We start from the raw sequence: 14,127 nt of genomic DNA on the forward strand, positions 1-14,127 counted from the left end.
CTTCCGACGGCTGGACGTGACCGCGACGGTGATGCCGCTGCCATACGCGCTGCTGCGCCGCCGCGATGCCGGGGCGTTGGCAGGTTGATCGGATCGATGCTGGCTTTCTATGGAGCGGTCGACTCCGGCGACTTCTCGCCGGATGGCGCCTGCCGCGGAATCGCCACGTGCACGCGCAGGCCATTGCCGTAGGGCGAATCGAGCAGTTCGATGGTGGCGTCGTGCAGTTGCGCCGCGCGCTGCACGATCGACAGCCCCAGCCCGTAGCCGTCGCCGCGGCTGCTGGTTTCACGATGAAAGCGGGCGAACACGCTGGCGCGTCTTTCGGCGGGAATGCCCGGGCCATCATCGATCACGTCGATCAGCGCGTGGGTGTCGTCCTGTTCGATCGATATCTGCACTTGCCCGCCGGCCGGCACGTGGCGCAGTGCGTTTTCCACCAGGTTGCGCAACAGCGCCGTCAGCGCGGCTTCGTAGCCATCCACGTGCAGTTGTGGCATCGATCGGGCAAAGCTCACCGTCACGCCGCTGTCGGCGATCACCGGGGCCAGTTCCTCGATCACCGTCATGGCCAGCGCAACCAGGTCGAGGTGGCTGTGCTGGCTGGACGCGGCACCTGCTTCCAGACGGCTCAGCGCCAGCAGTTGTTCGATACGTCGCGCCAACGCGGAGATGCCGTGCTGGGCGCTATCCAGCGCGAGATTCAACTCTGCCGGATCGGCGCTGGTCATCGCGCTTTCGAGATTGATCATGGCGGTGGCCAGGGGGGTGCGCAGTTCGTGCGCCACGTCCGCGCTGAAGCGCCGTTCGCGTTCCAGCGCATCTTCCAGTCGCGCGAGCTGGCCGTTCAAGGCAACCAGTACCGGCTGCAATTCCAGCGGTGCACCGGGCAGTTGTACCGGTTCGGGGCTGCCGGGCTGCCGTGCTGACAGCTCGCCAGTCAGCGCCTCGAGCGGACGCAAGCCGCGGCGCACGGCCCAGCCCACCAGCAACGCTAGCAAAGGCAGGCCCAGCAGCAACGGTAGGGCGTGCTCCAGCCATACGGCATGCATGATGTCGTGGCGGCTATCGTAACGCTCGGCCGTGCGGATCACCACTGCGTCGGTCTCGTCATTCAGGGTGAATACGCGCCACAGGTATTTGCCCTGGCGCACATCCTGGAAATTCGCGGCATCGGCCGGCGCCCGCGGCAGCGCGGCGAGATTGGCGGTGGCCAGCATGACGCGGCCGTCGCGGTCGGATACCTGGAAGCCCACCTCCGATTCATAAGTGGGACGTTGCCGCTGCAATGGTTTGGCGTGACTGGCCGAGATCGGCACCAATACGCCGGTGGCATCGCGCCCCTGCAGGGCCGACAGGCCGGTGTGTTCGATCAACACCTGCAGCGTGCGCGCCGACTGCGCCAGCCGCCCATCGGAAAGCTCGTCCACTTCGGCGATGGTGCGCTGGAAGCTGAACACGCCCAGCGGTAGCAGCACGGCCAACAGCACCACGATGATCAACAGGCACAACCGGCCGTAAAGGCTCGCAGGTTTCAGCGGGCTCGACCTCATTTGGGTTCGCGCGGAATCATGTAGCCGAACCCGCGTACGGTCTGGATGGTGTCGAAGCTCAGTTTGCGGCGCAACGTGTGCACCAGCACCTCCAGCGCGCTGCTGCCGACCATGTTGTCGAGGCCGTACAGCGAATTCTCCAGGCTTTCGCGGCGCACCAGCCGGCCGGCGCGCTCCATCAGGATCTGCAGCAAAGCAAACTCGCGTTTCGTCAGTTCGACCGATGCATCGCGAAAGCTGACCTCGGATGTGCCCAGGTCCAGGCTCAGCACGCCGGCCTCGATGCGGTTCGCGGCCAGGCCCTGGGCACGGCGGGTCAGCGAACGGATGCGCGCCGCCAACTCATCGAGATGGAACGGTTTGATCAGGTAATCATCGGCGCCGGCGTCGAGACCGCGAATGCGGGCATCCAGCCCGTCCCGCGCCGTCATCACCATCACCGGCGTGGTGACATGGCTGCGGCGCGCTTCGGTCAACACTTCCATGCCGTCCTTGCCGGGCAGGCCCAGGTCCAGCAGCACCAGATCGGCGGTCTGGTCGCGCAGGGCGATCAGCGCCTCGCGCCCATCGCGCAGCCAGGTGACTGTATAGGCCAGGCGCTGCAGCGCCCGCTGGATGGCGATGCCGAGCTGGGAGTCGTCTTCCACCAGGATGATGTGCACGGAAACTTCCTTGAGAGGGCTCGCGGCCGGTCAACAGGCGACAAGCTTGGCATGCCGGATTATCCGCGGCTTCGCTTACGAAGCGCTTAAAGCGGCAGGAAGGTCACGTTGCGTGGACATCTAAGCCGATCCTAATACGGCCAGCCGAAAATGCATCCTTTGGCGACGGCGTGCCACTGGCCCAGACTGGTGCTTGCCGGAGCCCTGCCACAAAACACGGACTGACGATGACAATCGATGGCGATGACCCACTTGCCCGCCGCGCCTTCTGGTGGTTCATGCTGGTGGCGCTGGTGGTATTGGCCGCAGGCCTCGGATTGCGCGATCCCTGGCCGCCGGATGAGCCGCGGTTTGCGTTGGTGGCGCGGCAGATGCTGGCCTCCGGGCAATGGCTGTTCCCGCATCGCGGGATCGAATTGTATTCGGACAAGCCGCCGCTGTTGATGTGGTGCGAGGCGATGGCATTCTGGCTGACCGGCGGTTGGCGCGGCGCTTTTCTGTTGCCTTCGCTGCTGGCCGGGATGGGCAGCCTGTGGGTGGTGTATCGCACGGGTCGGCGGTTGTGGAATGCGCGCATCGGCCTGTTCGCGGCGATCCTGCTGTTGGCGGCGATTCAGTTTGTCGAGGTGATCAAGCATGCGCAGATCGACCCGCTGCTGCTGTTCTGGATAACGCTGGGCAACGGCTGTTTGCTGCTGCATTGCCTGCGTGGGCCTGATTGGCCGGCGTACTGGCTGGGCTGTTTCGCGGCGGGGCTGGGTGTGATCACCAAGGGTGTCGGCGTGCTGGTGCTGCTGATGCTGCTGCCATACGTCTTTGCGAGGTTCAGAAAATGGCCCGGCATCACCGTCACTCGAGGGGACGGCTGGCGTTGGGCGGCTGGCGCCTTGGCGTTTCTGCTGCCGATTCTGTCGTGGTTGCTGCCGATGCTGGCGGTCGTCCACGCTTCGCGCTCGCCGGAATACCTGGCCTACGTGCAGGACCTGCTGTTTCGCCAGACCGCTCAGCGCTACTCGCACTCGTGGGCGCATCTTGAGCCGGCCTGGTTTTTCCTGCTGGTGATGCTGCGCGACTGGTTTCCGGTCTGCCTGTTGATACCGCTGCTGTTTCCGGCATGGCGACGGGCCCTGCGCGAGCGTGAGCCGCGGGTGCTGCTGCCGCTGGCGTGGTGGCTGTTGGCGCTGGTGTTTTTCAGTATTCCCGGCGGCAAGCGCGAAATCTATCTGTTGCCCGCCTTGCCGATGATGGTGCTGGCGATGGCGCCATTCATGGATGCGCTGCTGGCCCGACGATGGTTCGAGCGGTCGGCGTTTGCACTGACTTTGTTGATGGGCGTGGTGTTTCTGGCGGCCGGCTCGTGGGCGCTGCTGGCTCATCCGAAAGCCGCCCTGCGTGTGGCGGCCGGTTACGAGCTGGCCGACGGCGGACGTCTGCTGTGGTACTGCGTGCTGGCGGTTGGCGCAGTGTTTCTGCTCGCTGCCGCGTGGTTCCGGCCCCGGCGTGGGGTGTTCGCGCTACTGGCGGGCCTGGGCATGGCGTGGGTGACCTGGTGCTGCGCGACGTACCCGTTGCTCGACGATAATCAATCGGCGCGGGCGCTGATGCGCGAGGCCAACGACCGGATTGGCCCCGACGGCGAGCTGGCGCTGGTGCAGTGGCGAGAAGAACTGCTGCTTCAGGCGAAACGACCGGTGGCCGAGTTTGGCTATTCGAGATCGTCCGCAGCACAGATGCACGATGCCCTGGTCTGGCAGGCGCAGGCACCGCAGAGGCGCTGGATCTTGCTCAACAGCGTGGCGCTGGGCCGGTGCGTGGACCCGACCAGGGTGGTGCACATGGGTGTGGCCAATCGCTCGACGTGGTGGATGTTCGACAGCAAGGCCGTGATTCCCGGCTGCACGACCACGGCCGAATGAACCGTTGAAGAAGAGACCGCCGTTTGCCTACGCCCCCGTTGGACTGGTGGCGATGCGCGCCAGCATCCTGCGGAATTTTGAGCGGGTGCGAGCCGTATTGTTGCGGCGGCTCATGGACCTCAGCGGAATGAAGTTTTTCTCGCCGAAGCCGTCGATCATCACCAGGCGAAGCGGCTCGCCGGGTTTTTCTTCGCAGACGAGGTTCCATGCGTGCAGGTCGGCTGCGATCACGTTGTGCTCGAGCAGTTGTGCCAGCAGCCTGTCCAACGCGGCGCGCATGTCGTCGGTCAGGCCGTGGTGGCGAATCCATGCGTCCAGGTTCGGTGCCAGCGCGCCGTCGTCACTGGCTATTTTCTCGACCACCAGGCCGGGGCCCAGATCGGTTTCCACCAGGCCCAGCACCCGCGCCAGCGGCGACAGGCCCGTGGATGCATGGCGCGATGCCAAGTATTCGTTGAACTCCCGCACAAACCCGCGATATGGACCGGTGCGGGCGAGTCGGCGGTACCATGGTTCATCGCGGCTGTTGCGTTCGACCAGCTCGGGACGCATCACTTTGACCAGGCTGCCGGGCACGTCAGGGTGCTGGAAGACAAGCCGATGCTGGCCGCTGGCAATGGGTTTGATGTGGCGAAATTGAAGCATCGGTCAGACAGTCAGTGAATCGTTTGCGCATTGTGCGGTAGTAACGCCGCCGACGCACTCCAGCCTTGCGGCCGGGCGTCGGCGAACAGTCGGGCCCGAGCGGTGTCGTCGACGCCGGGTTCGTGGTTCAACCATGGTTTATCGAGGGTTTCCTTCATGCGACGTCTCTCCTGGCGCTTTGTTCTGGCCACGCTGGTTTTTCTCACGCTGAGTCGACTGTCGCTTTCGTTGTGGCTGTGGTCGCGGGTGCAGCCGGCGGGTGGGCTGTGGCCGATCCTGTTCGGCGGCTGGCGGATCGATCTGAGCCTGCTGGCCATGATCTGCGCGCTGCCGCTGCTGTTGTCGCCATGGCTGGGGCATCGGTTGTGGCCCACGCGCATCACGGCCTGGTGGTATCGGTTGTGGTGGCTGTTGTTCGTGCTGCTCGAAGTCTCCACCCCGCAATTCATCCTCGAATACGATACGCGGCCGAACCGCCTCTACATCGAATACCTCAACAGCCCGCACGAGGTATCGGCGATGCTGTGGCACGGCTACAAGGGCGTGCTGCTGGCCGGGGTGATCGGCTTGGCGCTGCTGGGGTGGATCGGTTTCCGGCTGCTGCGGGCGAACCGGGTCGATGCAAGGATGAAACTGTGGCTGCGCCCGGTGGTCACCGTGGTGGCATTTGCGCTGTTGTTCCTGGCGGGGCGTGGCACGCTGGAGCACCGTCCGCTCAACGCCTCGATGGTGGCATTCAGCGACGACAGCATGGTCAACTCGCTGCCGCTGAATTCCCTGTACAGCGTGGCCAATGCCATCCGGGGTTTAAGCAACGAGCGCTCGGCCACCGCGGTCTACGGCAAGATGCCGGAACCGGAAATGCAACGCATCGTGCGCGAGGCGGCCGGCATGAATGGGTCGATGCTCGATCCGAAGTATCCGAGCATGCATCGTCAGCAGGCTACGGCGAAACCGGCGAAACCGCTGAACCTGGTGATCATCATGGAGGAGAGCCTGGGTGCGCAGTACATCGGCACGCTGGGCGGCGAGAAACTTTCGCCACAATTCGACGCGCTGGCCAGCCAGGGCTGGCTGCTGGCACGGACCTATGCCACCGGCACCCGCTCGGTGCGCGGACTGGAAGCGGTCAATACCGGATTTCTGCCGACGCCGGCCGAGGCCGTGCTGAAACTGCCGCGCAGCCAGCGCGGATTCTTCACCATCGCTGGCCTGCTGGGCGAGTTCGGCTACCACTCGCGCTTCATCTACGGTGGCGAGGCGCACTTCGACAATATGAAGTCGTTCTTCCTCGGTAACGGTTTTGATGAGGTGATCGACCAGCCGAAGTTCCAGGTAAAGCCGACCTTCGTCGGATCGTGGGGTGCGTCGGACGAGGACATGTTCAACGAGCTGCACCACCGGTTGCTGCAGGATGGTGACAAGCCTGCCTTCACGCTGGCTTTCAGCGTATCCAACCACACCCCTTGGGAATACCCGGCCGGACGCATTCAGGCCACGTCGCCAGCGGCCAGCGTGCAGAACACGGTGCGCTATGCGGACTGGGCGATCGGGCAGTTTTTTGCACGCGCGAAGCAATCGCCGTACTGGAGCCACACCGTATTCCTGATCGTGGCCGATCACGACTCGCGCGTGTTCGGAGCAAGTCTGGTGCCGGTGAAGCATTTTCATATTCCCGCCCTGATCCTTGGGGCCGGTGTGCCGGTGCAGCGTGATGAGCACATCGTCAGCCAGATCGACCTGGCGCCGACACTGCTGTCGCTGATCGGCATCGACAGCGTGCATCCGATGCTCGGTGCCGACCTGACCACACGCCAGCCGGACCGGGCGATCATGCAGTACGGTGACAACTACGGTTACCTCAAGGGCGACCAGTTGCTGGTGCTGCAACCGGGACAGTCGGCGAAGCAGTTCCATTATCAGGTGGAGGGCGAACAGCTCACGCCGGTGCCGGTTGATCCGACGCTGGACCGGCTCGCCCTGGCGCATGCGCTGTGGCCGAGCTGGGCTTATTTCAATCAGCGTTATGTGTTGCCGCCCAAGAGCACGCAGCGCGCGGCAATACCGGCAACGGCAAAGCCCGCGCCGGCGGCGTCGGCATCAACCCCCTGAGCCGACGTGCTGCGTGACGCGGGAGTTGTGAGGGCCTGGATCGGCGCTCTTTCCCCGATGATGGAGGGCATGAACTGCGGCGTGGGTGGCGTTGAATCCTTCTTCCCTCGGGAGAAGGTGGCGCGTAGCGCCGGATGAGGGTGCGGGCGGATCGCGAGGTGGAATTGCGTCAGATCGGCATTCCTTCGTAGATGCATCACGCAAGCCCCGTACCCTCACCCCAACCCTCTCCCGGAGGGAGAGGGAGCAAACGTGCCGAGCGCTTTCGCATGAAAAATTGCGTGGCAGGTTTGTTGTGCGGGCGTGTCTCCAGGGTTGCGGAAGCACGAGTTCAACGCAGCAGCGAGCGCAACATCCAGGCGGTTTTCTCGTGCTCCTTCAAACGGCCGGTAACCATGTCGGCGGTACCTTCGTCGCCGGCCGCGTCGGCGGCCTTGATGGTGCCGCGGGCTGTGTGGGCAGCGATCTCATGGCCTTCGACCAGCTGGTTCACCATTTCTTTCCATTCCGGTACCCCGACTTCCTCCTTGATCGAGGTGAGTTTGCCGAACTGGCTGTACGAACCGGGGGCGAATACATCCAGCGTGCGGATGCGCTCGGCGACTTCGTCGGCGGCCAGCCACAGTTCGTTGTACTGGGTTTCGAACATCAGGTGCAGGCTGTTGAACTGCGGCCCGGTGATGTTCCAGTGGAAGCTGTGCGTTTTCAGGTACAGCGAATACGTATCGGCCAGCAGCTTGGACAGGTGCTTGGCGACCGCTTCGCGGTCCTTCTTGGCGATACCGATGGAAATGGCCATGTGCTGCTCCTTTGGATGACGGGTTGCGACCGGTAGACAGTAGCGTGGAGGCTGGCGCAGTGGAAATGAATCCTGCCGATGTGCACGATAGTCAGCAGCTATCATGTGCGGCCCGATGAACGATATCCGCATGCCCGCTCCCGATCCCTCCGCCGATCCCGGCCTGCGTGCTTTGCGCAGGCAGCTCGACACGGTCTCCAGTCGCGACTTCGGCCGCCTGCTGGGTCGCTGGCGTGGGCTGTCGCGTCGACCAGACGCGGACAAGCTGCAGGCGCTGGTCGCGGATATCGAGCGCTCGACGGCAAGGCGCGCCGCACGCAAGGCGGCCAAACCGCCGATCCGGCTGGACGAGTCGCTGCCGATCAGCGCGCGCGGCGAAGACATCATCAAGCTGATTCGTGAGCATCAGGTGGTGGTGATCGCTGGCGAGACCGGGTCGGGCAAGACCACCCAGCTGCCGAAGCTGTGCCTGGCTGCCGGCCGCGGCGAGGCGGGCATGATCGGCTGCACCCAGCCGCGCCGGCTGGCGGCTCGCTCGGTGGCGCGTCGCGTCGCCGAGGAGCTGGGCACGCAGGTCGGCGACATCGTCGGCTTCCAGGTGCGCTTCAACGACCAGGTGTCCGAGCGCAGCCTGGTGAAGTTCATGACCGACGGCATCCTGCTCGCCGAGACGCAGGGCGATCCGTGGCTGAGCGCGTATGACACCCTGATCATCGACGAAGCGCACGAGCGTAGCCTCAACATCGACTTCCTGCTCGGCTACCTGAAACAGCTCGCCGTGAGGCGGCCGGAGCTGAAGATCATCGTCACTTCGGCGACGATCGATACAGCGCGCTTCGCCGAACATTTCGATGGTGCGCCGGTGGTCGAGGTGGAAGGGCGCGCGTATCCGGTGGACACGCGCTGGCGGCCGGTACACGACGCGCCCGTGGGAGCGGCTTCAGCCGCGACGGGCGAAGCATCGCGGCCGAAGTCGCTTCCACAGAACATGCAGCAAGGCAGCGCCGAGCACATCGCCGCGGTGCTGGACCAGATCACCCACGACGACCCGCGCGGCGACGTGCTGATCTTCCTGCCCGGCGAGCGCGAGATCCGCGACGCGCACCTGCTGCTGTCGCGCCGGCAATACCGCGAGACGGAAATCATGCCGTTGTACGCGCGGCTGTCCGCGGGCGACCAGGACCGCGTGTTCAAACCCGGGGTCAAGCGGCGCGTGGTGCTGGCGACCAACGTGGCCGAAACTTCGCTCACCGTGCCGCGCATCCGCTACGTGATCGACACCGGCACGGCGCGAGTCAAACGCTACAGCCAGCGCAGCCAGCTCGAACGGTTGCACGTGGAGGCGATTTCGCAAGCCGCCGCCGACCAGCGCAAGGGTCGCTGCGGCCGCGTGGGGCCGGGCGTCTGCTATCGCCTTTACGACGAAGCGGATTTCGCCAGTCGCGTCGCGTTCACCGATCCGGAACTGCTGCGCTCCTCGCTGGCCAACGTGATCCTGCGCATGCTGGCGTTGAAGCTGGGCGAGGTCGGGGAGTTTCCGTTCCTGGATGCGCCCGACCCGCGCGTGGTGGCGGACGGTTATCGGCGTCTGGCTGAAATCGGCGCGATCGACGACACGCGCAAGCTCACCCCGATCGGCCGCACCCTGGCGCGGTTGCCGATCGACGTGCAACTGGCACGGATGCTGGTGGAAGGCGAAAAGCTGCACGCCTTGCGCGAGCTGCTCACCATCGTGTCCTTTCTCAGCGTGCAGGATCCTCGCGAACGCCCGTCCGATGCGCGGCAGCAGGCCGACGCCGCGCATGCTGTGTTCGCCGACCCGAAATCCGATTTCGCGGGCGTGCTGAATCTGTGGCGCGCCTATCACGATGCCCACGAAGAGTTGACCCAGTCGAAACTGCGCGACTGGTGCTCGCGGCACTTCCTCAGTTTCATGCGCATGCGCGAATGGCGTGAGCTGCATCGGCAGCTGTTGCTGGTGGTGCAGGAAATTGGCTGGAAGATGGAAAGGGCGCCATCGGAAAAGCCCCTTCCAGCACGCTCTGCACCGCCCCCTGCGCGCAGGGGAAGGTCGGCGACTGGTAGAAATCCTTCCGTGGTGGATGAAGCTTTGACGGCCGAGAGAGCCTCCCTTGCAAGCGCAGGAGGGAGCCAGGACGGTGACCCGGCTGATCGTCTCTACGAATCCGTTCACCGCAGCCTTCTCGCCGGCCTGCCGACCCAGGTCGGTCGCAAGGACGAGAAAGGCGTCTACCAGAGCACCCGCGAGCGCAAGTTCCACGTCTTTCCCGGCTCGGCGCTGTCCAAGGCACCGCCGAACTGGATCTTCTGCGCACAGATCCTCGACGTGGGCGGACGCGTGTGGGGCATGGCCAATGCACGTGTCGAGCCGCTGTGGATCGAGCAGCAGGCGGCGCACTTGCTGCGCACCAACTGTCGCGACCCGCACTGGTCGAAGAAGCGCGGCTGCGTGGTGGCGTACGAGCAGGTCAGCCTGTTTGGCCTGGTGCTGGTGGAGAAGCGGCCAGTCACGTTCCAGGCGCAGGACCCCGCGCAGGCGCATGCGATCTTCCTGCGTGAGGCGCTGGTGCGTGGCGATATCGACGGCAAGAACGACTTCGTGCGCGCGAACCAGCGCGTGCTGGAGGAGGCGCTCGGTATCGAGGCGAAGCAGCGTCGCGAGGGATTGATCCGCCACGAGGACGATCTGGTCGCGTTCCTCGAAGGCAAATTGCCGGAGGAGATCGCCAGCACGCGCGCGCTGGATGCGTGGTATCGCAAGGCGCGCCCGGCCGAGCAAGCTGCATTGCGCTGGTCGCTGGACGACGTGATGGTGGGTGGCGCGGGGCTGGATGCGAAGGCGTTTCCCGCCATGCTCGACATTCCACCGCAAAAGTACAAGCTGGAATATCGCTTCGTTCCCGGCGACGAGGCCGATGGCGTGACCCTGCAGCTGCCGCTGGCGATGTTGAACGCGCTGCCCTCGGCACGCTGCGAATGGCTGGTGCCGGGACTGCTGGGCGAGAAAATAGCCGAGCTGATCCGCGGCCTGCCGAAAGCATTGCGCCGCAACTTCGTGCCGGCGCCGGATTTCGCACGCGCCTTCGTCGAGGCCGAGTCGCCGCGTGACGAGGCATTGGCAAAGGCGCTGGCGACGTTCCTAAAACGCGCAACCGGCGTGGACATCGGTGCGGCCGAATTCGCGACGGTCGAATTGCCGGCGCACTTCCTGATGCGCTATCGCCTGCACGATGAGCGCGACAAGACCCTGGCCAGCAGCCGCGACCTGGTCGCGTTGCGCGGGCAGTGGGAAGGCCAGGCGCGCGAAGCGTTCTCGCGCAAGACCGACATCGAACTGACCCGTGAGGACGTGGTCAGCTGGGATTTCGAGGAAATTCCTGCGCAGGTGCGTTCCGACGGCGGCCTGATGGCGTTCCCGGCGCTGGTCGATCTGGGCGAGACGGTGGCGCTGCGCGTCTTCGAGCGCAGCGACGAGGCGCGCGCGGCGCATCGGCAGGGCGTGGTGCGATTGCTGCGCAACGCGTTGGCCAGCGATGCGAAACAGGCTCGCCGACGGTTGCCGATCGGTAACGCGCTGGCGTTGAAGTACGCGCCGCTCGGCGGTGTCGACGGCTTGCGCGAGGACTTGCTCGAAGGCGGCTTCAACGACCTGCTCGAACGGCATGGACTGGACGTGCGCACGGCAGGTACGTTCGAGGCGCTGCGCACGCACTGCGCGCGTGAACTTTTCAGCGCCGGGGTCGAACGGCTGAAACTGGCAGAACCTGTCATCGAGGCGCAGGCTGAATTGAAGCCGTGGCTGCAACCGCCGCTGCTGGGTTTTGCCCGCGCCAGCTACGACGATCTGCGCGAACAGTTCGACGCGCTGCTGGTGCCGGGTTTCCTGCGTGAATTGCCCGCAGCGCGACTGGTGCATTACCCGCGCTATCTGAAGGCAATGCGTCTGCGCGGCGAGCGATTGCGCCAGGATCCGGCGAAGGACCAGCTGCGTATGCTGCAGGTCATGCCGTACTGGCGCGCCTATCTTCAATATCGGGCGGCCGGCGTCGAGCCGGCGGAACTGGCCAAGCTGCGCTGGCTGATCGAGGAATGGCGCGTATCGCTGTTCGCGCAGGAACTGAAGACCGCCGAACCGGTTTCGGCCAAGCGGCTGGCGAAGGCGCTGGCGGCGTTATCCTGAGCTGAAGTTCGCGATGCGGCGCCGGCGTTGGCCGGTGTTGCCGATGAGTGCGCAGGCGCAGCAGCTACAATGGACACCTGTCACCGGACACCGCACCCATGGCTCCGCCCGTCCCATCCACCAGCCTGTCGTCGTGGCGCGAGCGCGCCGGCGTGTTGCCGCCAGTACTGGACGATGCCTTGAAGGCTTGCGCCACGCGTCCCGTGCCGGAAGCCGAATGCTGCGACGTGCTGGACCTGCTCGGCATGCTCGGCTGTGATGCGCAGACCCAGGCATCGGCGCTGTGGTTCGAGCTGGCGCGAATCGATCCGACGTCGTGGAAAATACAAGCCGCGACATTGCCCGCGGAACTGCAGCGGCTGGTCGGCGGCCAGCAGGCGGCCGAGCAGGTGTGGGCCTTGCATGCACAACGAGCGCCTGATGGTGCGGCCGAAGGTTTGCGTCGACTGTTGCTGGCGATCGTGCGTGATCTGCGTGTGGTCTTTGTGCTGTTGGCGCGACAGCTTGCAAGGATGCGCGCAGCGGCGTCGCTGCCGGCGGAGCGGTCAGCCGCACTGGCGCGGCTGACCGGCGACATCCACGCACCGTTGGCGAACCGGCTCGGTATATGGCAATTGAAGTGGGAACTGGAAGATCTGGCATTCCGCTTCCTGCAGCCGGAGACCTACCGCCGCATCGCCAGGCTGCTTGACGAGCGGCGCGCCGACCGCGAGAGCTTCATCCGCGAATCGCTGGATGAGTTGCAGGCTGCGCTCGGTGTGGCGGGCATCCATGCCGATCTGGCCGGACGTCCGAAACACATCTATTCGATCTGGAAGAAGATGCAGCGCAAATCGCTGGACTTCTCCGACCTGTACGACATCCGCGCGGTGCGCGTGCTGGTCGACAGCATCACCGACTGCTACGCCGCGCTGGGCGTGGTGCATGCGCGCTGGCCGCATCTTCCCGGCGAGTTCGACGATTACATCGCGCGGCCGAAGGCGAATGGCTACCAGTCGCTGCACACTGCCGTGCTGGGGCCGGAAGGCAAGACGCTTGAGGTGCAGATCCGCACCCACCAGATGCATCGCGCGAACGAGCTGGGCGTGGCTGCGCACTGGCGCTACAAGGAGGGCGGCAGCAGCGATGCCGAGTTCGAGGCGAAGATCGCGTGGATGCGCAAGTTGCTGGAGCCGCGCGGCGAGGACGACAACGCGCTGGCCGCCGACCTGCACACCGAACTGCTGGAAGACCGCGTCTATCTGCTGACGCCGAAAGGCGAAGTGTTCGATCTGGCGCGCGGCGCCACCGTGCTCGATTTTGCGTACCTGGTGCATACCGAGGTCGGTCATCGCTGCCGCGGCGCCAAGGTCAATGGCCGCATCGTGCCGCTGACGTTCCAGCCCCAGAGCGGCGACCGCGTGGAAATCCTCACCACGAAGCTGGGCGAACCCAGCCGCGACTGGCTGTCGCCACATCACGGCTACCTCAACACGGCACGGGCGAAGGACAAGGTGCGTGCGTGGTTTCGCCGGATCGCGCACGACGCGAACCTCGCGGTGGGCCGCAGCATGTTCGAGCGCGAGTTGAAGCGGCTGGCGCTGACCGCGGCGAACGTGACGAAGCTGCCGGCGCATTTCCACCTGCAAACCCACGACGAGTTGCTGATCGCGCTGGCGCTGGGCGAAATCACGCCCGGCCAGATCGCCCGCGTGCTGCAGGAAGCTGCGCAGCCGCCGGTACCCGCGCCGCTGCCGGTGACGGCACGGGCGACCACGCTCGATCACAGCGCTCTCAGCATCGAAGGCATCGGCAACCTGCTGACCACGCTGGCACGTTGCTGCCAACCGCTACCGGGTGATCCGGTGCGTGGTTTCATCACCCGGGGTCGGGGCGTGTCGGTGCATCGCGCCGATTGCGGCAGCCTGGCGCGGCTGGCGCGACGCGATCCGGACCGGGTGATCGAGGTGAGCTGGGGCAGTGCCGCCAGCCAGGCCTACGAGGTCGACATCGAGCTGCGTGGCTACGATCGCAAGGGTCTGCAAAAGGACGTCACCGGGGTCATCAGCAACGCCGCCACCCACATCATCGCCTCGGCCAGCCGGTTGTTCGCGCCGACCGGTGAAGTGGAGATGCGCTTCACCTTGCGCGTGCGCGATTTCGAGCAGCTGTCGACCCTGCTCGGCAAATTGCTGGCCTTGCCGAATGTGATCGACGTACGCCGGGTCGGCGTCGGCTGAATGACCCCGCAATACCCGAG

General features: G+C 65.2%; 9 protein-coding genes. 4 read left to right on the forward strand and 5 right to left on the reverse strand.

Annotated elements, in window-relative coordinates:
* Window positions 1–107 precede the first annotated feature (107 nt).
* Together ACPPVV_RS04695 and ACPPVV_RS04700 are read right to left on the reverse strand one after the other, a co-directional pair.
* A complete protein-coding gene (locus ACPPVV_RS04695; RefSeq protein ID WP_426702313.1) occupies window positions 108–1,553 on the reverse strand; it encodes an ATP-binding protein in 1,446 nt (481 codons plus the stop codon).
* Window positions 1,550–2,215: a response regulator gene (locus ACPPVV_RS04700; protein ID WP_426702314.1), complete on the reverse strand. Its 666-nt coding sequence runs from the start codon at window positions 2,213–2,215 to the stop codon at window positions 1,550–1,552. The genes ACPPVV_RS04695 and ACPPVV_RS04700 overlap by 4 nt, the downstream gene beginning before the upstream one ends.
* A gap of 227 nt (window positions 2,216–2,442) precedes the next feature.
* Between ACPPVV_RS04700 and ACPPVV_RS04705 the strand changes: the two genes are divergently transcribed.
* Entirely contained in the window at window positions 2,443–4,131 is a 1,689-nt protein-coding gene (locus ACPPVV_RS04705) for an ArnT family glycosyltransferase (RefSeq protein ID WP_426702315.1), read from the forward strand.
* Window positions 4,132–4,158: 27 nt separating this feature from the next.
* On the opposite strand, the gene ACPPVV_RS04710 is transcribed toward ACPPVV_RS04705, so the two are convergent.
* Window positions 4,159–4,776 carry a YrbL family protein gene (locus tag ACPPVV_RS04710; RefSeq protein ID WP_426702316.1) on the reverse strand — a complete coding sequence of 206 codons (618 nt, stop codon included), beginning with the start codon at window positions 4,774–4,776 and terminating at the stop codon, window positions 4,159–4,161.
* An 11-nt stretch (window positions 4,777–4,787) separates the two neighbouring features.
* Window positions 4,788–4,934, reverse strand: coding sequence for a hypothetical protein (locus ACPPVV_RS04715; protein WP_426702317.1), 147 nt, complete (start codon window positions 4,932–4,934; stop codon window positions 4,788–4,790).
* On the opposite strand from ACPPVV_RS04715, the gene ACPPVV_RS04720 reads away from it, so the two are divergent.
* Window positions 4,933–6,888, forward strand: coding sequence for an LTA synthase family protein (locus ACPPVV_RS04720; RefSeq protein WP_426702318.1), 1,956 nt, complete (start codon window positions 4,933–4,935; stop codon window positions 6,886–6,888). The genes ACPPVV_RS04715 and ACPPVV_RS04720 overlap by 2 nt on opposite strands.
* 331 nt (window positions 6,889–7,219) lie before the next feature.
* Here ACPPVV_RS04720 and ACPPVV_RS04725 read toward each other — a convergent pair whose 3' ends face one another.
* Window positions 7,220–7,687, reverse strand: coding sequence for a Dps family protein (locus ACPPVV_RS04725; protein WP_426702319.1), 468 nt, complete (start codon window positions 7,685–7,687; stop codon window positions 7,220–7,222).
* 115 nt (window positions 7,688–7,802) lie between these two features.
* On the opposite strand from ACPPVV_RS04725, the gene hrpA reads away from it, so the two are divergent.
* Window positions 7,803–11,888, forward strand: coding sequence for an ATP-dependent RNA helicase HrpA (gene hrpA / locus ACPPVV_RS04730; RefSeq protein WP_426702320.1), 4,086 nt, complete (start codon window positions 7,803–7,805; stop codon window positions 11,886–11,888).
* A gap of 98 nt (window positions 11,889–11,986) precedes the next feature.
* The gene (locus tag ACPPVV_RS04735) at window positions 11,987–14,107 is read left to right on the forward strand and encodes a RelA/SpoT family protein (protein WP_426702321.1); all 2,121 of its coding nucleotides are present in this window, start codon (window positions 11,987–11,989) and stop codon (window positions 14,105–14,107) included.
* The last annotated feature ends 20 nt before the right edge of the window (window positions 14,108–14,127 follow it).

Origin of the sequence: Rhodanobacter sp. Col0626 (genome assembly GCF_049994385.1) — a bacterium.
GTDB lineage: Bacteria > Pseudomonadota > Gammaproteobacteria > Xanthomonadales > Rhodanobacteraceae > Rhodanobacter.

Bases quoted from the DNA above. Each gene is read 5' to 3' on its own strand.
- ACPPVV_RS04695 (WP_426702313.1), bottom strand. From the start codon at position 1,553: ATGAGGTCGAGCCCGCTGAAACCTGCGAGCCTTTACGGCCGGTTGTGC.
- ACPPVV_RS04705 (WP_426702315.1), top strand. From the start codon at position 2,443: ATGACAATCGATGGCGATGACCCACTTGCCCGCCGCGCCTTCTGGTGG.
- ACPPVV_RS04710 (WP_426702316.1), bottom strand. From the start codon at position 4,776: ATGCTTCAATTTCGCCACATCAAACCCATTGCCAGCGGCCAGCATCGG.
- ACPPVV_RS04720 (WP_426702318.1), top strand. From the start codon at position 4,933: ATGCGACGTCTCTCCTGGCGCTTTGTTCTGGCCACGCTGGTTTTTCTC.
- ACPPVV_RS04715 (WP_426702317.1), bottom strand. From the start codon at position 4,934: ATGAAGGAAACCCTCGATAAACCATGGTTGAACCACGAACCCGGCGTC.
- ACPPVV_RS04725 (WP_426702319.1), bottom strand. From the start codon at position 7,687: ATGGCCATTTCCATCGGTATCGCCAAGAAGGACCGCGAAGCGGTCGCC.
- hrpA (WP_426702320.1), top strand. From the start codon at position 7,803: ATGAACGATATCCGCATGCCCGCTCCCGATCCCTCCGCCGATCCCGGC.
- ACPPVV_RS04735 (WP_426702321.1), top strand. From the start codon at position 11,987: ATGGCTCCGCCCGTCCCATCCACCAGCCTGTCGTCGTGGCGCGAGCGC.